The 21,363-nt window shown below is 57.5% G+C and carries 21 protein-coding genes and 1 pseudogene; 4 read left to right on the top strand and 18 right to left on the bottom strand.

Translation table 11 applies throughout. From position 1 onward, the window contains the following. Nucleotide 1 precedes the first annotated feature (1 nt). Nucleotides 2-1,867, top strand: coding sequence for an AMP-dependent synthetase/ligase (locus L0Y14_RS07370; RefSeq protein WP_083825176.1), 1,866 nt, complete (start codon nucleotides 2-4; stop codon nucleotides 1,865-1,867). A gap of 5 nt (nucleotides 1,868-1,872) precedes the next feature. On the opposite strand, the gene L0Y14_RS07365 is transcribed toward L0Y14_RS07370, so the two are convergent. From L0Y14_RS07365 to L0Y14_RS07285, 17 genes are all read right to left on the bottom strand, one after another. Then, nucleotides 1,873-2,658 carry a TatD family hydrolase gene (locus L0Y14_RS07365; RefSeq protein ID WP_006475461.1) on the bottom strand — a complete coding sequence of 262 codons (786 nt, stop codon included), beginning with the start codon at nucleotides 2,656-2,658 and terminating at the stop codon, nucleotides 1,873-1,875. A 37-nt stretch (nucleotides 2,659-2,695) separates the two neighbouring features. Further along, the gene (locus L0Y14_RS07360) at nucleotides 2,696-3,046 is read right to left on the bottom strand and encodes a PilZ domain-containing protein (protein ID WP_005960723.1); all 351 of its coding nucleotides are present in this window, start codon (nucleotides 3,044-3,046) and stop codon (nucleotides 2,696-2,698) included. Nucleotides 3,047-3,069: 23 nt separating this feature from the next. Beyond that, entirely contained in the window at nucleotides 3,070-4,059 is a 990-nt protein-coding gene (locus L0Y14_RS07355) for a DNA polymerase III subunit delta' (protein ID WP_050799404.1), read from the bottom strand. Further along, nucleotides 4,060-4,701 (bottom strand): dTMP kinase, encoded by a 642-nt coding sequence (gene tmk, locus L0Y14_RS07350; protein ID WP_005960721.1) that lies wholly within the window; start codon nucleotides 4,699-4,701, stop codon nucleotides 4,060-4,062. After that, nucleotides 4,698-5,696, bottom strand: coding sequence for an endolytic transglycosylase MltG (mltG, locus tag L0Y14_RS07345; RefSeq protein WP_006475459.1), 999 nt, complete (start codon nucleotides 5,694-5,696; stop codon nucleotides 4,698-4,700). Before mltG ends, tmk begins: the two co-directional genes overlap by 4 nt. Nucleotides 5,697-5,772: 76 nt before the next feature. Then, nucleotides 5,773-6,675: an aminodeoxychorismate lyase gene (gene pabC, locus L0Y14_RS07340; protein WP_005960719.1), complete on the bottom strand. Its 903-nt coding sequence runs from the start codon at nucleotides 6,673-6,675 to the stop codon at nucleotides 5,773-5,775. Then, nucleotides 6,672-7,913 carry a beta-ketoacyl-ACP synthase II gene (gene fabF, locus L0Y14_RS07335; RefSeq protein WP_005960718.1) on the bottom strand — a complete coding sequence of 414 codons (1,242 nt, stop codon included), beginning with the start codon at nucleotides 7,911-7,913 and terminating at the stop codon, nucleotides 6,672-6,674. Before fabF ends, pabC begins: the two co-directional genes overlap by 4 nt. 99 nt (nucleotides 7,914-8,012) lie before the next feature. Next, complete coding sequence (gene acpP / locus L0Y14_RS07330; protein ID WP_005960717.1) at nucleotides 8,013-8,246, bottom strand: acyl carrier protein; 234 nt, start codon at nucleotides 8,244-8,246, stop codon at nucleotides 8,013-8,015. 189 nt (nucleotides 8,247-8,435) lie between these two features. After that, nucleotides 8,436-9,179: a 3-oxoacyl-ACP reductase FabG gene (gene fabG / locus L0Y14_RS07325; protein WP_005960716.1), complete on the bottom strand. Its 744-nt coding sequence runs from the start codon at nucleotides 9,177-9,179 to the stop codon at nucleotides 8,436-8,438. Further along, nucleotides 9,176-10,117: an ACP S-malonyltransferase gene (gene fabD, locus L0Y14_RS07320; protein WP_006475457.1), complete on the bottom strand. Its 942-nt coding sequence runs from the start codon at nucleotides 10,115-10,117 to the stop codon at nucleotides 9,176-9,178. Before fabD ends, fabG begins: the two co-directional genes overlap by 4 nt. 29 nt (nucleotides 10,118-10,146) lie before the next feature. Then, nucleotides 10,147-11,115 (bottom strand): beta-ketoacyl-ACP synthase III, encoded by a 969-nt coding sequence (locus tag L0Y14_RS07315; protein WP_006475456.1) that lies wholly within the window; start codon nucleotides 11,113-11,115, stop codon nucleotides 10,147-10,149. Beyond that, the gene (gene plsX / locus L0Y14_RS07310) at nucleotides 11,112-12,134 is read right to left on the bottom strand and encodes a phosphate acyltransferase PlsX (RefSeq protein ID WP_005959211.1); all 1,023 of its coding nucleotides are present in this window, start codon (nucleotides 12,132-12,134) and stop codon (nucleotides 11,112-11,114) included. The genes L0Y14_RS07315 and plsX overlap by 4 nt, the downstream gene beginning before the upstream one ends. 96 nt (nucleotides 12,135-12,230) lie before the next feature. Continuing rightward, the gene (rpmF, locus tag L0Y14_RS07305; RefSeq protein ID WP_005959210.1) at nucleotides 12,231-12,410 is read right to left on the bottom strand and encodes a 50S ribosomal protein L32; all 180 of its coding nucleotides are present in this window, start codon (nucleotides 12,408-12,410) and stop codon (nucleotides 12,231-12,233) included. A gap of 53 nt (nucleotides 12,411-12,463) precedes the next feature. Beyond that, on the bottom strand, nucleotides 12,464-12,994 hold the full coding sequence (locus L0Y14_RS07300) for a YceD family protein (RefSeq protein ID WP_005959209.1): 531 nt from the start codon (nucleotides 12,992-12,994) through the stop codon (nucleotides 12,464-12,466). A 79-nt stretch (nucleotides 12,995-13,073) separates the two neighbouring features. Further along, entirely contained in the window at nucleotides 13,074-14,213 is a 1,140-nt protein-coding gene (locus L0Y14_RS07295) for a sodium ion-translocating decarboxylase subunit beta (protein WP_005959208.1), read from the bottom strand. Between the two features lie 4 nt (nucleotides 14,214-14,217). After that, nucleotides 14,218-16,017: a sodium-extruding oxaloacetate decarboxylase subunit alpha gene (oadA, locus tag L0Y14_RS07290; RefSeq protein ID WP_005959207.1), complete on the bottom strand. Its 1,800-nt coding sequence runs from the start codon at nucleotides 16,015-16,017 to the stop codon at nucleotides 14,218-14,220. A 60-nt stretch (nucleotides 16,018-16,077) separates the two neighbouring features. Further along, nucleotides 16,078-16,287, bottom strand: coding sequence for an OadG family protein (locus tag L0Y14_RS07285; RefSeq protein ID WP_240991708.1), 210 nt, complete (start codon nucleotides 16,285-16,287; stop codon nucleotides 16,078-16,080). Nucleotides 16,288-16,650: 363 nt separating this feature from the next. Here L0Y14_RS07285 and L0Y14_RS07280 point away from each other — a divergent pair, with 363 nt between their 5' ends. Then, the gene (locus tag L0Y14_RS07280; RefSeq protein ID WP_006475454.1) at nucleotides 16,651-17,241 is read left to right on the top strand and encodes a Maf family protein; all 591 of its coding nucleotides are present in this window, start codon (nucleotides 16,651-16,653) and stop codon (nucleotides 17,239-17,241) included. A gap of 106 nt (nucleotides 17,242-17,347) precedes the next feature. Here L0Y14_RS07280 and L0Y14_RS07275 read toward each other — a convergent pair. Next, nucleotides 17,348-18,301 (bottom strand): annotated as a pseudogene (locus L0Y14_RS07275) (IS5 family transposase). A gap of 932 nt (nucleotides 18,302-19,233) precedes the next feature. Between L0Y14_RS07275 and L0Y14_RS07270 the strand changes: the two are divergent. Together L0Y14_RS07270 and L0Y14_RS07265 are read left to right on the top strand one after the other, a co-directional pair. Continuing rightward, complete coding sequence (locus L0Y14_RS07270; RefSeq protein WP_006475451.1) at nucleotides 19,234-20,196, top strand: ligand-gated ion channel; 963 nt, start codon at nucleotides 19,234-19,236, stop codon at nucleotides 20,194-20,196. Nucleotides 20,197-20,509: 313 nt separating this feature from the next. Then, entirely contained in the window at nucleotides 20,510-21,346 is an 837-nt protein-coding gene (locus tag L0Y14_RS07265) for an RnfABCDGE type electron transport complex subunit B (protein WP_139042046.1), read from the top strand. Nucleotides 21,347-21,363 lie beyond the last annotated feature (17 nt).

The raw sequence follows: 21,363 nt of genomic DNA, 5'->3' as shown, positions 1-21,363 counted from the left end.
CATGTTATGGTTCGACCAAATCAACGCAGGTGTACCGGAACTCGGACGTTCCAACAACGACAATAACCAACGGGTTACAACAACCGTGAACACCGATTACATCAGTTACGCTCAGGCAGACACCCTTGGCAGACTCTTTCAACAGCGGCTGCGCCGCAGCCCGGACGCCACCGCCTATATCGAATACGATCGCGAACAACAACGCTGGATCAAATACAGCTGGCGCGAAACAGCCGCGGAAGTAGCCCGCTGGCAGGCTGCGCTGCAACGCGAAAAGCTTAAACCGGGCGATCGCATCGCACTGATGCTGCGCAATTGCCGACACTGGTCCATCTATGATCTGGCTGCCCAGGGGCTGGGGCTGGTGATCGTTCCGATCTACACCAACGACCGGCCCGAGAACATCGGTTACATCCTGCAGGATGCTGGGGTGAAACTGTTACTGCTGGAGAATCATGAGCAGTGGCAGAGCCTGCAGCAGATCCAGCATCAATTGGCCGGCCTGGCACGGATCGTCACCCTGCAGACGGTTGAGTCAGAGATCCCCCAGCCACGACTGCTGCATCTCGACGCTTGGTTGCCCGCCACTGCCGGCAAGTATCAGGCTGTTGATCTCGACACTAACGCCCTTGCCACCATCGTCTATACTTCCGGCACCACCGGTCGCCCCAAAGGGGTAATGCTGAGCCACCGCAACATCCTCTGGGACATCGAGGCCGGGCTCAAGCTGATCGATGTCTTCAGCAACGACCTGTTCCTCTCCTTCCTGCCGCTCTCCCATGCCTTGGAACGCACCGTCGGCTACTATCTGCCGATCGTCGCCGGCTCTCGGGTCGCCTATGCCCGTTCCATCCCGGAACTGGCGGAGGATCTCCAGCAACTGCGGCCCACAGTGCTGATCGCGGTACCACGCATCTTTGAACGGATCTACAACAAACTGATGAGCGCGCTGGATGAGGGGCCGACGCTCAAACGCAAGTTGTTTGAGTCAGCCGTGCAGACAGGCTGGCAAAACTTCAACTACCAGCAGGGGCGCGCGCACTGGTCGCCGAGACTGCTCGGCTGGCCGCTGCTGGAGCGGCTGGTGGCAAAGAAACTGCAGCAACGACTCGGCGGTCGACTGCGCATCGCTGTATCAGGCGGCGCACCGCTCACCGCAGAGATCGCCAGAACCTTCGTCGGCTTGGGGGTGCCAATCCTGCAGGGTTATGGCTTAACCGAGACCAGCCCAATCATTGCGGAGAACACCCATGCGGACAACATCCCCGATAGTGTCGGCCTTATCCTGCCGGGAATCGAGGCGCGCATCGGTGAGAATGATGAACTGCAGGTGCGCAGCCCGACGGTGATGCTGGGCTACTGGAACAATCCGCAAGCCACTGCCGAAACCATCGATCCAGATGGCTGGCTGCACACCGGTGACAAGGTGAAGATCGAGCAGAACCACCTCTTCATCACCGGTCGGATCAAAGAGATCATCGTGCTAGCCAATGGCGAGAAGGTTCCACCCGCCGATATGGAGATGTGCATCGCACTCGACCCACTGTTTGAACAGGTGCTGGTGATCGGCGAGGGGCGCCCCTATCTGAGCGCCATGGTGGTACTCAATCCGAAGCAGTGCGAGCATGAGGGGATCGATATCGAAAACCTCTCAGTAGACGGTGCGCTCAACAAGCGGCTGCTGGAACGTATCAGCAGCCATCTGGGCAGCTTTCCTGGTTATGCGCAGATACGCCGTCTAGCCGTAATTGATGAGCCATGGACGGTAGAGAATAGCCTGCTAACGCCAACCCTCAAGGCGCGCCGCCATCGCATTATCGAGCGCTATTCAGATCAGCTCGAAGCGCTCTACACGCGCCACAGCTGATATCCTCAGGCGTCAGAGCGGGCGTCAGAAAAACAGCGGAAGAAGTTCTTCCGAGTCTGCTCCGCCAGCGCCTCCACTGAAAGCCCCCGCAAATCGGCGATGCATTCAGCCACCTTTGCGACATAGAGCGGCTGGTTCGGTTTGCCACGGTGAGGCACCGGAGCCAGATAGGGTGAGTCGGTCTCGATCAAGAGCCTGTCGAGGGGTACTGCCTGCGCCACCTGACGTAGCGCTTCGGCATTCTTGAAAGTGACTATGCCAGAGAAGGAGATATAGAATCCCATCTCCAGGGCGCGCTCTGCCATCGCCTGATCTTCGGTGAAACAGTGCATCACCCCGCCGGCCTCGCCGGCCCCCTCCTCCTCCATAATCGCCAGGGTATCGGCCTTGGCCGCCCGGGTGTGAATGATCAGCGGTTTGCCACAGCGCCTCGCCGCCTGGATATGGGTGCGAAAACGCTGACGCTGCCACTCCAGCTCCCCCTTGCCGTGAAAATAGTCGAGACCGGTCTCACCGATCGCCACCACCTTGGGATGGGCAGCCAGCTCAATCAGTTCATCGGCTGAGGGCTCTTTGCGCTCCCGATCGTTGGGATGCACCCCGACCGAGATCGAGATCTCGGTATGTGCCTCCACCAGCGCAACCATCGCTGGCCAAGACTCCAGGTCGATGGAGACGCACAACATGTGTTCGACACCGGCAGCCTTGCTGGCCTGCATAAAGCGTTCGAAGTCGTTATCGTAGGGCACCAGATCAACACGATCCAGATGACAATGGGAATCCACCAGCATGCTTGCAGGCCTTTAAGTCAGGGGAAAGGGAGAGAGGTCAGAGGGTATGGGTCGGACGATCCGATTTCAGCGCACCCGCGAGAATGGTCTCGATCTTGTTGCGCGCGGCGCCACCATCCTGGTCGCTGAACTGCACGCCGATACCGGAAGCGCGATTGCCCTCGGCGCCGATCGGGGTGATCCAGATGATCTTGCCCGCCACCGGGATGCGCTCCGCCTCGTCCATCAGCGTCAGCAACATGAAGACTTCATCACCGAGGTTGTACTTTTTGCTAGTGGGGATAAAAAGGCCACCGTTTTTGACAAACTGCATATAGGCGGCATACAAGGCGTTTTTATCCTTGATGGTGAGTGAAAGTATCCCCTGTCTCGCTCCGCCTGCCGGCATGGTTCACCTGTCTCTGATGCTGGTTATCTATTGGCTGCGCGACCCATCCAGTCGATAGTCAGGCTCTCCAGCAACAGCTGGGAATTCAGATTGGCCTCAACGTCCTGGCGCGCCCGATAGAGGCGCTGAAGATTGCGCTGTAACTCGCCTGAGTCTAGCCGTTCCGCCAGTTGCTTGAAAGTCTCCCGTCGATCTTTATTGAAGAGTGTGACAGGCTGCTCTACTGCCTGCAGCTGCAACAAATCGATCAGCCAGCCACTCCACCACTCGAACAGCATATTGAGGTCCTGCTTCGCCCAGTCGGCGGCAACCTTGACCGGATCGGTGCGCCCCTCGGCCAACGCAATAAAGGCTGTGAGCAGTGAATCCCGCTGCTCAAGCAGCGCACTGTCATCCAGTTCCAGCGCCCGCAGCGGGGTGCCGCCAGCAAGCGCCAGCAACATCGCAGGATCGCCGTGATTCACCTGTGCCTCGAGCCAGGGCAGCGCCTGCTCTGCCGGCGGGGTGGCAAAACCGATCAGCTGGCAACGACTGCGGATGGTTGGCAACAACCGCGAGGGCCGGTCGCTGATCAGTATCATCAGCGTGCCCAGCGGGGGCTCTTCGAGGGTCTTGAGAAAGGCGTTTGCAGCCGAGTTGCTCATCCGCTCTGCCGGGCGCAGCAGGACGATCCGATGGCTGCCGGCGGTTGAAGTCAGAGTCGTGCTGAAGGCGAGCCCGCGAATCGTATCGACCAGGATCTCGCCGCTCTTACTCTCCACATCCGGAGCGATGTTGGTGAAGTCGGGATGCACACCACTGGCGAGCAGATGACAGGGCTGACAGTGACCGCAGGGCAGGCCGGAGCTGTCGGGTTCCTGACAGAGCAGTGACTTGGCAAACAGCTGCGCAAACAACTCCTTACCAACACCTTGGGGACCAGAGAAGAGCAGCGCATGGGGCAGCCGGCCGCTGTCACGCATCTGCTGCAAACGTGACCAGATGGTGTTCTGCCAAGGGAGCAGCGTCATCATCTATCCTCCCAGACGCTGGATAAAACGCTCCAGCTCACGACTGATCTGCTGCTGTACCTGCGCCAGGGGCAGTGAGGCATCGATCAGCCTGACCCGCTCCGGCTGATCCGCCGCGATCTGCAGGTAACCCTGACGGACCCGCTGGAAAAAGTGCTGCTGCTCGCTTTCGAACCGATCCGGCGCCGAGCGCTGCCCGGCCCGTGCCAGACCAACCTCCACCGGCAGGTCGAGCAGCAGGGTTAGATCGGGGCGCAGATCCCCCTGCACAAACTGCTCGAGTTGGGCGATGCGCGCCGTCTTCAGCCCTCGGCCACTGCCCTGGTAGGCGTAACTGGCATCGGTGAAGCGGTCACATAGCACCCAGGTTCCCTGTGCCAGGGCAGGCAGGATCTTCTGCTGCAGATGCTCGGCACGCGCCGCGAACATCAACAGCAGTTCGCTATCGTGGGCCATCCCCTGATGCTGATGCCCCAATAGCAGTTCACGGATCGCCTCGCCCAGCGGGGTGCCACCCGGTTCGCGGGTAAACAGAACCTGCTTGCCCTGCGCTTCCAACTGCTGGCGAATAAAGTCGAGGTTGCTGCTCTTGCCTGCCCCCTCGCCTCCTTCAACGGTAATAAATCTGCCCTGCTTCTGTTTCATCGCTTCAACTGATATTTGCGCACCGCCTGGTTGTGTGCCTCCAGGGTAGCCGAGAATTTATGGCCGCCATTGCCGGTGGCGACAAAGTAGAGTGCATCCCCTTCGGCTGGATGCAGTACCGCCTCAATCGCTGCTGCTCCCGGCATGGCGATCGGGGTTGGAGTCAGGCCTGCATGTACGTAGGTGTTGTAGGGAGTGTCCTGTTTCAGATCGCGGCGACGGATGTTGCCATCATAGCGCTCTCCCATGCCGTAGATCACGGTAGGGTCGGTCTGCAGCCGCATACGCTTCTGCAGACGCCGGATAAACACTCCGGCGATCTGCGGGCGCTCCTCCGGCAGTCCCGTTTCACGCTCAACGATGGAGGCGAGAATCAGCGCCTCATAGGGGCTCTTCAGGGGCAGTTCTGGCTGGCGCTGCTGCCAGGCCTGTTCCAACGTCTCTCTCATCCGTGCATAGGCGCGCCGCAGCAGATCCAGATCACTGGTACCCTTAGGAAAGTGGTAGGTGTCGGGAAAGAATCGACCCTCGGGATGCTCGTTTGCATGGCCGATCTGTTGCATGATCTGCACATCTGTGGCACCTCGCAGAGTATGGAGCAATACCGGGTCACGATCTATCGCCGCCATCATCTGCTTGAAGGTCCAACCTTCGACCAGGGTCAGGCTGTAGTGGGTGACCTTGCCGGCAACCAGCAACTCAAGCAGCTCTATTGGTGTGGTGCCCGCCGGGATCCGATACTCCCCCGCCTTGAGGCGGCTGGCCAGACCACTCTGGCGCGCCAACAGACGCAGCAGCAGCGGCTGATCAATCACTCCCAGTTGCTTAAGATCCACCGCCAGCTGGCGTACCGTGTCACCCTGATCCAGCTGATAAAGCAGCCCGTCGGCGGGCAGATTGAGCGGCATCTCCTGGAACTGCTGGTACTCCATCCAGGCCCAGGCGATGAGGAGACTGGAGACAAAGATCAGGGCGCCAAATATCCGTTGCAGCATAGCGAGTGATTCTACTCCATTGCCTGTCTGATGGGAGAGACAGAGATAGGATTGATGATTCTGTTGGCATAGAGACTCAGCCTGAGCTGAGGAGTGTTGCATCCCGCTGGCCAAAGGCGCGCTGCCTGACCGTCTCCACGAGTTCGCTCGGGATCAGCTTGGGATCAAATTTGTGTGCAGCGAAGCGGGCCACCAACACGATGCCGATCAGGGAGTTGCAGATAAAAACCCCATCTGCCGTGCCCAACTCGTCGACACCCAGATCTCTGATCAGGCAATCGATGCCTAAGGCACGGGCACTCTCCAGCACCAGGCCACGCATTACACCCGCAACCCCGCAACGAGAGAGATCCGGGGTGATCAGCCCACCATTCTTGAGCAGGAACAGATTGCTTTGGGTCCCTTCGATAACCCGCCCTTCGATATCCAGCATCACCCCCTCGGGGATCGCCGGGTCATCCCACTCATTGCGCGCCAGTACCTGTTCCAGTCGACAGAGGTGTTTGATACCGGCCAACGCAGGATTGATGCCCAACCGGGTATCACAGAGACGCAGCTCGATACCCTCACGGAACCAGTAGCGAGGAAACTCGGGCCAGGGGTGGAAAGAGAGAATGCGCCGGGTGCTGGCGGGCGTGGGAGAACGATAGCCGCGCCCACCGCTGCCACGGGTATGCAGGATCTTCAGAACACCCTGCTGCGCCCCACTGATGAGCGATTCGGCTTCCGACCAAAGTAGATCCCGCGGCAAAGGCGGCAGGCCAAGGCGTCTCTCGCCTTCGGCCAGCCGCGCCATGTGGCGTTCCCAGAGACGTGGTCGTGAAGCGGCTACAGCAATGGTTTCAAACAGCCCGTCACCATAGTGCAGACCGCGATCTGAGGCGGGGATTTGCTCAGTAGTGATGCCGTCGATCAGCATACGGAATGGACTGACCTGGAAAGGAATCGGAGCCCGCTGAGGGGCTCCGATCCGGGTCATTCAGGCTTGCTGAACACCAGACTGCCGTTGGTGCCGCCAAAACCGAAGGAGTTGGACATAGCCACGTCGATGGTCATCTCGCGGGCTGTGTTGGGTACATAGTCGAGATCGCAATCCGGATCCTGGTTCTCCAGATTGATGGTCGGTGGTGCCACCTGATCGCGAATCGCCAGGATGGTGAAGACTGCCTCGGCACCACCTGCTGCACCCAGCATGTGACCAGTCATCGACTTGGTCGAGCTGACACAGAGCTTATAGGCATGGTCGCCAAAGGCGCGCTTCACGCCCTGGGTCTCGGCCAGATCGCCGGCCGGGGTCGAGGTACCGTGGGCATTCAGGTAGTTAACCTGTTCCAGGTTGATGCCCGCATCCGCCAACGCCAGCTGCATGCACTTGGCGGCACCAGAGCCATCCTTAGAGGGGGCGGTCATGTGATAGGCATCGGAGTTCATCCCCACACCGACCAGCTCAGCGTAGATCTTCGCGCCACGGGCCTTGGCATGCTCATACTCCTCTAGCACCACCACGCCGGCACCGTCGCTCAGTACGAAGCCGTCACGGTCGCGATCCCAGGGGCGACTGGCCGCCTGCGGATCATCGTTGCGCCGGGAGAGCGCACGGGCTGCGGCAAAGCCACCGAGCCCGACCGGTGAGGTCGCCATCTCAGCGCCGCCGGCGACCATCACATCGGTGCGGCCATGGCGGATCATCATCGCCGCCTCGCCGATGCTGTGAGCACCACTGCTGCAGGCGGAGACGATGGAGTAGTTGGGACCTTTGAGCCCATACTTGATCGACAGATTACCGGAGACCATGTTGATGATGTTGGCCGGCACAAAGAATGGAGAGATCTTGCGCGGGCCACCATCGATATAGGCCTGGTAGCTGTTCTCAATACCGGTGATACCGCCGATACCGGAGCCGATCAACACGCCGATCCGATCTGCATTCTCCTCAGTCACCTCGAGACCAGAGTCCTCGATCGCCTGACAGCCTGCAGCCACGCCATAGTGGATGAACTTATCCATCTTCTTGGCATCTTTCTTCGGCACGTAATCGGTGATTTCAAACCCGTAGATCGGCCCGCCGAAACGGGTGGTGAAGGGCCCGACATCGAAATGGGTGATCGGTTGAATACCGCTTTTCCCCGCGAGAATGTTCTCCCAGGACGACGGCACATCCAGTCCGACAGGTGCAATCATGCCAAGCCCGGTAACGACTACCCTTCTTGCAGTCATTGAAGACTACCCCCCTATTGATTTAGGCCCAATAAAGCAAAAGGCCGCACCCCGCAGATACGGGGAGTGATGCGGCCCACACGAAATTCGCCGATTGGATCAGCTGTGTGAGGTGATGTAGTCGACAGCCAGTTGCACTGTGGTAATCTTCTCAGCCTCTTCATCAGGAATCTCGGTTTCGAATTCCTCTTCAAGGGCCATTACCAGCTCAACAGTGTCGAGAGAATCTGCGCCGAGGTCGTCAACAAAAGACGCTTCGAGAGTTACTTCGTCCTCTTTGACACCCAGTTGTTCAACGACAATTTTCCTAACGCGCTCTACAACGTCACTCATCTTCTTAATTTCCTCTGGGATATTCGCCGGCCTACTCTGGCCGATGCGCTATTGTATGCTCAAACTTTCTATGAGAAAAGCATAAACTGTACTTATGCAGCACCACAAAAAAATGAGCGGTTTATCTTAAAATTCAATCGGATACCTCTATCCTTTCGGATAGAGAATCAACTTAAAGCAACTGCTCTTTTAGGCCATATGCATGCCACCATTGACATGCAGTGTTTCGCCCGTGATGTAGGCGCCCGATGCCGAAGCGAGAAACAGCACCGCGTTGGCAACATCCTCGGGCTGGCCCAGCTTCTGCAGCGGGATGCTGTCCACCAGCGCCTTGCGCTGTGCCTCGGGCAACTCCCTAGTCATATCAGTCTCGATAAAACCCGGCGCCACCGAGTTGACGGTAATACCCCGGGAGCCGATCTCCCGCGCCAACGACTTGGTAAAGCCAAACAACCCAGCCTTGGCTGCTGCATAGTTGGTCTGGCCAGCATTGCCCATCGCACCAACCACTGAGGAGATATTGATGATACGACCATGACGCGCCTTCATCATGCCGCGTAGCAGCGCCTTGCTGACCTTGAAAACAGAGCTGAGATTGGTGTCGATGATGTCATTCCACTCCTCATCCTTCATCCGCATCATCAGGTTATCCCGGGTGATGCCGGCATTATTCACCAGCACCGTCGGCACACCAAAATCGGCGCCGATCTGCTTCACTACGGCATCGATGGAGGCCTGATCGGTAACATTAAGGACCATCCCCCGGCCTTTGATGTTAGCCCCTGCGAAACGCTCACTGATCGTATCCGCGCCGCCCTGAGAAGTCGCAGTGCCAATCACTGTCGCCCCTGCGGCTCCCAAGGTGTCGGCAATCGCTGCACCGATACCACGGCTTGCACCGGTTACCAGAGCAATCTCATTTTCCAGATTCATTGCAATGCCTCCAGGGCTTTGGTCAATCCTTCGCTGTCGAACACAGCATAACCGGTCAGCTTGCGGTCGATGCGCTTGTTCAGGCCGGTGAGCACCTTACCTGGACCCGCCTCGATGATGTTCGAGGCACCCTGCGCCGCCATCGACTGAATCGTCTCGACCCAACGCACCGGACTGTAGAGTTGCTCCGCCAGGCAGCGGCGGATCTCATCCGCATCCACCGATTCGGCCACATCTACGTTGTGGATCACCGGAATCGTTGGCTTGCTGATGGCAATATCCGCCAGGCGCTCGCTGAGGCGCTCAGCCGCTGGGCGCATCAGCGCGCAGTGTGAGGGAACACTCACCGGCAGCGGCAGGGCACGCTTGGCGCCCGCCTCTTTGGCCAGACCACAGGCACGGTCTACCGCCGCCTTGCTGCCGGCAATCACCACCTGACCGGGTGAGTTGTAATTAACCGCCTCAGCGACTTCACTTTCCGCTGCCGCAGCACAGACTTCGCGCACCTTGTCGTCATCAAGGCCAAGGATGGCGGCCATGCCTCCGGTACCTTCCGGGACCGCCTCCTGCATGAAGCGCCCGCGATCGGCCACCAGGCTCACCGCATCGGCAAACTGTAGGGCATCGGCGCAGACCAGCGCGCTGTACTCTCCCAAACTGTGGCCGGCCATGGTGACCGGCTGCGGACCGCCTTCGGCCAGCCAGGCACGCCACACCGCAACACCGGCGGCAAGCATCGCCGGCTGGGTATTGCTGGTCTGATTCAGCATCTCCTTCGGACCCTGCTGAACCAGTTGCCAGAGATCGAAACCCAGTGCATCTGAGGCCTCGTTGAAGGTCTCCAGCACCACCGGGTGGGTCTCCGCCAGGGCACTGAGCATCCCCACCGACTGGGAGCCCTGACCGGGGAATACAATACAGAAATTGGTGTCGCTCATGATTGTTTGTGCAATCCTGTTAGCTAGGGTCAGAATTTGGCGAGCACGGAGCCCCAGGTAAAACCGCCGCCAAAGGCCTCCATCAGCAGGGTCTCGCCGCGTTTGATGCGAGCGTCTCGCACTGCGGTATCCAACGCCAGCGGCACTGAGGCAGCAGAGGTGTTGCCATGCTCGTGCACAGTCACCACCACCTGCTCCATCGGGGTACGCAGCTTCCTCGCGGTCGCCTGGATGATGCGGATGTTGGCCTGATGCGGGATCAGCCAGTCCACATCCGACTTCTGCATGTTGTTGGCTTCAAGAGTCTCGTCGACGATCCGCCCCAGGGTGGTAACCGCCATCTTAAACACCTCGTTGCCACGCATCTCCATGAAGGCATTGCCCTCGCGTAGCGCGCCGTAATTCCGCGAGATCCCGCTCGGGACCCGCAGCATGTTCTCGAAGGCGCCATCGGCGTGCAGATGGGTGGAGATGATGCCCGGCTCGTCGCTCGCCTCCAGAACCACAGCGCCAGCACCATCGCCGAACAGCACACAGGTGTTGCGATCGTTCCAGTCGGTGATGCGCGACAGGGTCTCCGCTCCGATCACCAGGGCTCGCTTGGCGCTACCGGTCTTAATGAACTTGTCGGCCACACTCATGGCATAGACAAAGCCGGTACAGACCGCCTGTACATCAAACGCCGCCGGGCCATGGATCCCCAGCCGCCCCTGCAGCAGACAGGCAGTGCTGGGAAATACCTGATCCGGGGTGGTAGTGGCAACGATGATCAGGTCGATATCCTTCGCATCGATCCCCGCCATCTGCATCGCGTTGCGTGCGGCCTTCTCCGCCAGATCGCAGGTGTACTCCTCGTCACCGGCGATATGGCGCTTTTTAATGCCGGTCCGCTCGACGATCCATTGGTCCGTGGTATCCACTATCTTTTCCAGATCCTGATTGGTCAGGATCTTCTCCGGAAGGTAGCTTCCGGTACCAATTATGCGGGAATAGATCACGCGCCTTCCCTTTTTTCCAGATGCTTTTCAACCTGGCTAGCGATGCGGCTGAGCACGTCGGTGAGCACCTCTTTACGGGCAATGCCGATGGCATTTTCGAAGGCCAGCTGATCGGCACCACCATGGCTCTTGATGACGATACCGCGCAGCCCAAGCAGGCTGGCGCCATTGTAACGACGTGGGTCGATGCGACGCCGAAAGGCCTTCAGCACTGGCATCGCCGCCAGCCCAGCCAGCTTGGTCAGCCAGTTGCGCCGAAAGCTCTCTTTCATGGCGTGGCTGATCATCTTGGCGACACCTTCACTGCTCTTCAGCGCAACGTTACCGACAAAACCGTCCGCGACCACCACGTCGACGCCGCCTTTGAAAACGTCGTCGCCTTCCACATAGCCGATATAGTTCAGCGAACTGGCGGCCAGCAACTCATGCGCTCCCTTCACCTGCTCGTTGCCCTTGATCTCTTCCTGGCCGATATTCAGCAGACCGATCCGAGGATTGCTGATGTCGGCAACCGCAGAGACCTGTTCACTCCCCATCACCGCGAACTGGAACAGGTGCTCGGCACTGCAGTCCACATTGGCGCCCAGATCGAGCATGTAAGTCTGCCCTTCAATAGAAGGCAGCGCCGTAATAATCGCCGGGCGATCCACATTCGGTAGCATCTTCAGCACAAAGCGGGAGGTTGCCATCAGCGCACCAGTGTTGCCGGCGCTCACGCAGGCATCGGCGACACCCTCTTTGACCAGGTTGATCGCCACCCGCATGGAGGAGTCTTTCTTGCCGCGCAACGCCTTCGAGGGCAGCTCGTCCATCCCCACCTCCTGGGAAGCATGGTGGAACCGCAGGCGATCGCCGAAGCTGTGGCCACCGACCTTCTCCCGCAGGAGCGCCTCGTTTCCGACCAGAATCAGGCACACATCAGGATCATTCCTGAGGTAATCCAGCGCGGCAGGCACGACAACCGCAGCGCCATGGTCACCGCCCATGGCGTCGAGTGAGATAGTGACAGCGCTATTCATGCCGCCGTAGGCCCCCCAAAATGCAAAGATCCCGGCACGCCCGTCGAAGACGCGCCAGGAACCTGAATCAGTCGTGCAAAATCAGCCTGAACGGCCTTATTCGCCCTTGGTGTTGATTACCTTGCGGCCACGGTAGAAACCATCGGCGGTAACATTGTGACGCAGGTGGGTCTCGCCAGAGGTGGAATCGATGGAGAGGGTTTCACCGGTGAGGGAGTCGTGAGAACGACGCATGCCGCGTCTGGAAGGGGTCTTTTTGCTCTTCTGAACAGCCATGATTTTGCTCCTATATTCAGTTCAAATCAGTATCAATCGATACCTGTTGTATCTCAATCTTTTGTCGCTTTCAGTCCGCTGAGGATGGCAAACGGATTCTCGCGCTCTGCCTCGTCTGCTGCCTCAATCGCCGTATCAGCCCTAGCGCCTGTGTCAGTTGCAGTGCACTCATCAGCAGGATGCATCGCCACTTGGGGCAAGGCCAGCAGCAGCTCATCCTCGATCAGATCCTGCAGACTGACCCGCTGATCCTCAACCATCCAGGGATCGAGCGCCTCTGGCAGCTGTTCCGCCTCATCGAAACCTTCGACAAAGGCGATGGCGGTATCGCTGCTGACCTTCAGCAGCACTGCCTTCAGGCAACGCTGACACTCGAGCAACAGTGTCGCCTCGACACGCCCCTTCAGACAGGCCCGGCGGCGTTCGTCGCGATAGAATTCCAGCTCAAAGCTGGCACGACCCTGATCATCCAGCAGAGACTCACGCAACCTCGACAGATCCTGCAGCGCAACGCTACCGGCAAACGCCTCGCCAAGATCGGCAAACCGCCAAGGATCAAGATGCTCGGGCAACCGTTTCGACATAAGCGCGCGATGATATTATGCAACACGGCCCGATGTCAAAAACATCAGCCCGCTCACGCAGTTAGTCTGAGAATGGGGATTACTGTCCCCCGACGATGGCCAGCAGGATGCCCGCCGCCACCGCAGAGCCGATGACTCCGGCCACGTTCGGTCCCATGGCGTGCATCAGCAGGAAATTATGATGGTTGGACTCCAGCCCCACCTTGTTAACCACTCGAGCCGCCATCGGCACCGCCGAGACCCCGGCCGCACCGATCAGCGGATTGATCTTGCCGCCGGTGACACGATTCATCACCTTTCCCATCAGCACGCCGGCGGCGGTGCCGATACAGAAGGCGAAGGCACCCAGCGCCAGAATGCCCAGAGTTTCGACGCTGAGAAACTTATCAGCCGAGAGCTTGGATCCCACGGCCAGACCAAGAAAGATGGTGACAATGTTGATAAGCTCGTTCTGCGCCGCATGGCTCAGACGGTCCACCACGCCGCTCTCGCGCAGCAGATTGCCAAAGGTCAGCATGCCGATCAGCGGCGCCGCCGAGGGCAGAAACAGGATGCAGAGCAGCAATACCGTGAACGGGAAGAGGATCTTCTCCAGCTTGCTAACGTGACGCATCTGCTGCATCACCACGCCGCGCTCCGCCTCAGAAGTGAGCAGGCGCATGATCGGCGGCTGGATGATCGGCACCAGGGCCATATAAGAGTAGGCGGCCACGGCGATCGCACCGAGCAGATCGGGCGCCAGCCGGGAGGCGAGAAAGATCGCGGTGGGACCATCTGCGCCACCGATGATGGCAATCGCGGAGGCGTCGGCCAGGGTGAAGTTGAAGCCTGGCACCATATTCAGCGCCAACGCACCGATCAGGGTAATGAAAATCCCGAACTGGGCCGCTGCCCCCAGCAGCAGTGTCCAGGGCATGGCGATCAGCGCACCGAAATCGGTCAACGCCCCGACGCCCATGAAGATCAGCAGCGGGAAGACGCCGGTCTCTATGCCAACATGGTAGATATAGTAGAGCAGCCCACCCTCGCCGCCGATACCTGCCACTGGGATATTGCTGAGGATTGCGCCGAAGCCAATCGGCAACAGCAACAATGGCTCAAACTTGCGCGCGATTGCCAGATAGATCAGCAGGCCGCCGACACTCATCATCAGCACCTGGCCCCAACTCATGTTGGCAATCCCCATGGATTGCCAGATTGGTTCGAATCCTATCTCCATAGCGTCAGGCAAGTCTCAGAAGGGTCTCACCAACCTGCACGGCATCCCCCTCTTTTACAGTGATATTGCCAATGATGCCGGCGACAGATGCCCGCACCTCAGTCTCCATCTTCATCGCCTCCAACACCATCACCACCTCTCCGGCGGCAATGCTCTGTCCTTCAACCACCTTGATCTTGAAGATATTGCCCGCCAGTGGCGCGACAATGGGGATACCGTCCGCGGCCACCTCAGGCGCGGCAACCGCTGCGGCTGGTGCAGCAACCGTTGGTCGCACATCAGTAACCGCACCGCCTGGCGTCACCTTAACGTTGTAGGCGACCCCATTGACCTCCACCTGATAGGACTCAGGACCTCCGCCGGCAGCTGCCGGAGCGGCAGCCTCGCTCGCCTCTGGCTCGGCTTCAGTGCCCGGCACCGGCTCGAAGGCATCTGGGTTGTCCCGGTTCTCGAGAAACTTCAGCCCCACCTGAGGGAAGAGCGCATAGATCAGGACATCATCCACCTCCGCATCGGCGACACGGATTGCCTTCTCCTCGACAAGCCGCCGGAACTCCATGGTGAGTTTGTCCATCTCCGGGTCGATCCTGTCAGCTGGACGACAGGTGATCACCTCTTCGCCCTCCGCTAAGACCTGCGCCTGGAGTTCAGCGTTAACCGGTGCAGGCGTTGCACCGTATTCCCCTCTGAGAACACCACCGGTCTCTTTCGCAATGCTTTTGTAGCGCTCGCCCATCAGCACATTGAGCACCGCCTGGGTGCCAACGATCTGCGAAGTCGGGGTGACCAGTGGTATATAACCCAGATCCTTGCGGACCTTGGGGATCTCCTCCAGCACCTCGTCGAGGCGATCGTGGGCGCCCTGCTCGCGCAGCTGGCTCTCCATGTTAGTCAGCATGCCGCCAGGCACCTGGGCCACCAGAATCCGCGAGTCGACTCCCTTTAGGGCCCCTTCAAATTTGGCATATTTCTTCCGCACTTCCCGGAAGTAGGCAGCGATCTCCTCCAGCAGATGCAGATCGAGACCGGTATCTCGGTCGGTACCCTGCATGATTGCCACCACCGATTCAGTGGGCGAGTGGCCGTAGGTCATGCTCATGGAGGAGATCGAGGTATCGATCATGTCGATGCCCGCCTCCGCCGCCTTGACCGCAGTGGCGGTACTCATACCGGTGGTGGCATGGCTCTGCATGGCGATTGGAATGGAACAGGTCTGTTTCAGCCGAATGACCAGCTGTTCAGCCACGTAGGGGCGCAACAGGCCGGCCATGTCCTTGATACAGATCGAGTCGCAGCCCATCTCCTCGAGCTGGCGCCCCATGTTGACCCAGTAGTCGAGATCATGCACCGGGCTAACGGTATAGGACATGGTGCCCTGTGCATGTTTGCCGGTCTTCAGGGCCGCCTTGACCGCAGTCTCCAGATTGCGCAGGTCATTCATCGCATCGAAGATGCGGAACACATCGACACCGTTCGCAGCAGCGCGATCGACAAAGGCCTCTACCACGTCGTCGGCATAGTGCCGGTAACCGAGGATATTCTGTCCGCGCAGTAACATCTGCTGTGGGGTGTTGGGCATCGCCTCCTTGAGGCGCCGGATGCGCTCCCAGGGGTCTTCTCCCAGAAAGCGGATGCAGGCATCAAAAGTTGCACCGCCCCAGCTCTCCAGCGACCAGAAGCCGACTTTGTCCAGCTTTTCCGCAATCGGCAGCATATCGTCGATGCGCAGGCGGGTTGCAAACAGCGACTGATGCGCGTCGCGCAGGACGACATCGGTTATTCCGAGGGGTTTCTTATCGCTCATAAGGAAAACAGGCTGTGTGAAGGAAAAGGGAGTCTGTATGCGCGCAACTCTACAGCGAAATCAGACCTGTGTCGTGCGGTAGCGGGTGATCGCTGCTGAGATGACCGCGACGAGATCACTGCGTACGCCGGACTGCGTCACCACCGGCCTTGCAGGGCTCAATTCATCTGTGTCGTTAAGGGCCTGGGATCGGCTGAGCACTTCAGCCAGACGGGACATGGCTAACATGGTAAACACCAAGATCACCAGAAAGGAAAACACGACCCCCATCCCCAAGAACATCAACTTCACGCCAGAGAGCATCAGATCAGAAATTAGCATAGGCACAGGACACCCTTGGTTTTTTCATTGTGGACGTTGTACGTTCTCTCAGCGCCCCTTGTCAAGGATGTAGAACTTTAAGTATATCTAGTTACCTATTGTTTTTATTGGAAAATGTACTGTTATATTAATATTATTCATAGTCTGTATTGCAATACTCAATCCTAAAAAACACTCCTCTTAGGAAAAGCAATACTTGATTGCGACCCGTATTCCCAACAGATGACACTCCACTTTATTTGCTAAAATGCGCACCTCATCCTCTTCAACCCATTGTTAAATAGAATGTAAATCATGCACGGAAAAGACAGGATGGGCGAACACACGTTGGTGCTCGCCTCCACCTCCCCGTTTCGCAAAGAATTGCTCTCCCGCCTCGGCTTACCCTTCACCACGGCTTCGCCAGAGGTGGATGAATCACCCCTCGATGGAGAGGCGCCGGATGCGCTGGTGCAGCGGCTTGCCTTGAAGAAGGCGCAAGCGGTGGCTGGGCAATTCCCCAACGCCCTGATCATCGGCTCAGACCAAGTCGCGACCATCGATGAACGCATTCTCGGCAAGCCAGGAGACCACGAACGGGCGGTGGAACAACTTAGCGCCGCAGCGGGACGCAGGGTGACCTTCTATACCGGACTCTGTCTGCTGAACAGTACCAGTGGCGATTCTCAACTCATCTGTGAGCCATTTCATGTTCACTTTCGGCCACTAGATGCCGTAGCAATTGACGACTATCTAAAGAGGGAACAACCTTATAACTGTGCCGGTTCGTTTAAATCGGAAGGACTCGGCATCACACTGTTTGAGAAACTCGAAGGTAGCGACCCCAATGCCCTGATCGGCCTGCCGCTGATCCGGCTGGTCGGGATGTTGGAAGAGGAAGGGGTTGCGGTGATTGGGGCATAATGCTTCAACAGACGCTATCAGCCAGATAAGCCCCATTATTGACGACTAATAGCCGTTGTTCTTAGGTTTTGATGCGCCTGGCTCATCGGTTAGAGGTACGCATCCCCTAAGTCGCCAATAAATGCCTGCTCATATAGAGATTACTCAGCGCAAACAACATGTGAAGGTTGTTATCATTCTTGGCCAAGCCACGATAGCGCACCTTAGTAAAACCAAACTGACGCTTGATCACCCGGAAGGGGTGTTCGACTTTGGCCCGGATGCTTGCCTTGAGGTATTCGATACGCTCTATGGTCCGATCAAGCGGGGTATCAGTGAGTGATTTGCGCTTTCCCGATCGCATGGCAATGTTCCATTCCACACGCCGCTCCTGGTGCTCCTCTCTCTTTTCAATACCTCGACATCCAGAATCAGCGTATACGCGCTCTGCCTCGCCATGTAAGAGCACATGGGCGAGCGTCAGGTCGTGCACGCTGGCTGCAGTATTCACCAGACTGTGGACCAGACAAAAGTCTCATCAACGCCGACATGGGTCTTCATGCCAAAGCACCATTAATTGCCTTTTTTCGTCTGATGCATATCTGGGTCACGTTTGCCTTTCCGGTTTTTGGTAGAACTGGGCGCATCAATCAGGCTGGCATCAATGATCGAGCCTTCCCGTAACAGGAGTCCTGCGTTCACCCAGGTAGGCAGAAACTTCATCAAATAACTGTTTTCCAAGTTGATGCTGTTCCAGCAGGTGCCGAAAATTCAGGATAGTTGTTTCATCGGGGATACGCTCCTTGGATAGCTATAACCCGGCAAACTGACGCGGAGGTGATTTCATACAGGGCATCCTCCATCGCGGGATCATTCAGTTCATACCAATGCTGCTGCAGGCAGTGAATGCGAAGCAGGCTCGACAGGGGATAGGGCTGGCGGCCATTCCCCGCTTTGGGATAGTGAGGGGCTATCCGCTCTTCCAGCCGTTTCCAAGGGATGCTCTTATCCATCTCCAGTAGAAGCGGGTCTGTTTCCGTTTGGCGGCATGCTCCGCATCTGAGAAGCTCATCGGGTCGATGCTCTTATCTCGTAAAACTGGAAAGCACTATTATCACTCATTCCAGGGGCTTGTTCAGAGTTTCCCTAACTGACAGAAGCTGGCACCGAAAGGGAAAGGACTTCATGCAAAAAGTCATTTCCTTAATTTACAATCAAAAATCGCTTTCCGTTTTATGTGGCATTGCCCCATGAAGATGAAAAACAGTTGGGCAATATTAATTCTTTGCCTCTCTCGGCAGATCAAATCGGATCGAGCCAGATAGAAAAACAGCGCGACATTTACCTTCGCAGCAAAGGCTGGGAATTGGGTATATCAGAAAGGATATCTAGGAAGCGCATACATCGGCCGGGGGGAGGCTTCTATGGCGCACACCGAAAAAGTCGATAAATGCATTGCTGAAAGGACTTTCTTGGGGGAATCGGCGTCACTCAGTAGAACCTTCCCTGGTATCTGAATCATAGAATGTACCATCCGTGTCGAGAAGAAATCTTCAACAGCTTACTAAAGGCGAAAAGCTTGCAGCCCCCAATCGGAGATTCTAAGGATGATGGGGAGTTAATATTGCTGCGGCAAAAATTCAGGTCGAATAGTAGGATGGATTTGAAAAAAATTCCATGTATACACAAAAATACTCCGTTCCTTTGGCGCAAAAAACCATTATTCCCCCCTCATAACAGCCCGTTTATCCACTTTTCCATCCAGATATTCTTCTGGAATATATTCATTTATAATTCTGTGGTGGCCTTCCTACATACGACATTACTACTACCCCACCAATCTTCAGTCAATGTCGACTATGCTGGACCCCCATTTTTTAGCCGACTCCTGCCATCAGGCCATTCTGATCCGTAGATAGGCAATTCAATCGAAAAACAATGCAGCCAATACAAAGAAGCCACGGAAACACCGTTGCAAAGACTCTCATATTCTGTCTGCTATCTTTAATCAGCTTGGCCAGCCTAGCAGCTGAACCCAGCGATGTATTTATCGGCCTGAAGATCGACCAGATCACCGGCATCAATCAGAAGGAGGAGAACTTCAGCGTTGTCGGCAGCCTGCGCATCGACTGGCGCCAGCCGCTGCTGGCATTCGAGCACGCCCCCGGTGAACCAAAACACCGCACCTACACCCTTGCCACTTTTCTCAAACTATTAGAAGAGAAGCAGATCCGCTGGCCGGCCTTCACCTACCATAACCAGCAGGGGCGAATGGACTTCCAGAACCGCCTCATCTCCCTCTCGGAGGATGGCACCGTCATGTACCTCGAACGCTTCACCTCCACCTTCCAGGCCCCAGCATTCGACTTCCGGCTGTTTCCATTCGACAACCAACTATTTTTCATCCATGTGGATTCGATTTTCCCACAGCATCTATTCCGATTTCAGGAGATGCAAGGGTTCAGCGGACTGGGGGATCAGTTGGGCGAAGAGGAGTGGATCGTCACCGAGGTGAATACCCACCTAACGACCCACAATGAATTTACCAAAGGGGATGCCTCCCGCTTCGTGCTGGAGTTCCACGCCGAGCGCCATCTCAATTACTATCTGATGCGGATTTTAATCCCGGTGCTGCTGATCATCACCGTCTCCTGGTTCACCTTCTTCCTGCAGGATTACACCAAGCGCATCGATCTGGCCGGCGGCAATCTGTTGCTCTTCATCGCCTTCAACTTCACCATCTCCAGTGACCTACCCCGGCTCGGCTACATCACCCTGATGGATGCCTTTCTCGTCGGCACCTTCATCATCACTGCCCTGGTGGTATTGGGTAATGTCTGGCTACGGCGCTTGGAAAATCACGGCAAACAAGCACTCGCGAGAAAGCTCGACATCTACGCCATCACCAGTTACCCACTGGCCTACCTCCTCGGTGCCCTCACCCTGTGGTTACTCTTTTTCTGGCGATCATACTGACCGTCGCTTCGTCGCTGATCTGCCAGAAAACGGAGCAGTTCTATCGTAGCAAAGAGACCAATGCTCTCCGCAGGTGATCTCCGCCTACAGCCAGGCCTTCGATTCCGCTAGATCGCCCCCTTCATTGATTTACTCAATCTAATGTATTGCTTTCATTTATTTTAATGATTTGTATTAAAAACATTTGGTAGATTAATAATCGCCGCCTGCCTAGACTCCCTCAAAAGTTATAGGTTTATACCAAGCAACTCAGTTGGGTTTTAGTGTCATGGGCAGCGAGGCGTTGATTCAGGTGACCATATCCATCCTCTTCATGGGTGGACTCGGGCTCGCGCTTTCCGCAGCCCTCGCCATCGCCAACCGCAAGCTCTGGGTCTATGAGGATCCGCGCATCGATGTGGTGGAGGAGATGCTGCCCTCCACCAACTGTGGCGCCTGCGGCACCGCTGGCTGCCGCCCCTTCGCCGAGGCACTGATCGCCGGCGAGCTACAGCCAGGCCAGTGCACCGTCAACAGCGCCGACGGCAACGAAGAGATCGCCGACTACCTGGGCGTGGAGAGCGGCGACATCATCAAGCGCGTCGCCCGCCTCGCCTGCGCCGGCGGCAGCCATGTCGCCCGCATGCGCGCCCACTACGCCGGCCTCGACTCCTGCCGTGCCGCCGCTGCGGTCTCCGGCGGACCCAAGGCCTGCAGCTGGGGTTGTCTCGGTCTGGCCGACTGTGCCGAGGTCTGCGACTTCGAAGCCATCACCATGGATACCCACGGCCTACCAATTGTAGACAGCGCCAAGTGCACCGCCTGCGAAGACTGCGTTGAAGTCTGTCCCAAGGGGCTCTTCTCGATCCAACCGATCACCCACCGCCTCTGGGTCGCCTGCAAGAACCAGATGGACGGTGACCTGGCCGAGGCCGATTGCGAGGTCGCCTGCACCAACTGCGAGCGCTGCGCCAAAGACAGCCCGGAAGGATTGATCACCATTCAGAACAACCTGGCGGTGATCAACTACGAAAAGAACGGCCTCGCCTCCCCCATCGCGACTCAGCGCTGCCCCACCGGCGCCATCGTCTGGCTCGATGCAGACGGTAGCGTTCACAAAGGTATCAAGGCGAAGCACATCGTGCGGGAAGAAGCGCTACCCGTGAGTTAGGAATTTTGAAGTTTGGT

Source organism: Candidatus Endoriftia persephonae (assembly GCF_023733635.1).
GTDB lineage: Bacteria > Pseudomonadota > Gammaproteobacteria > Chromatiales > Chromatiaceae > Endoriftia > Endoriftia persephonae.
Note: the sequence above shows the minus strand (reverse complement) of the source record. Positions and strands in the feature narration are given on the sequence as shown.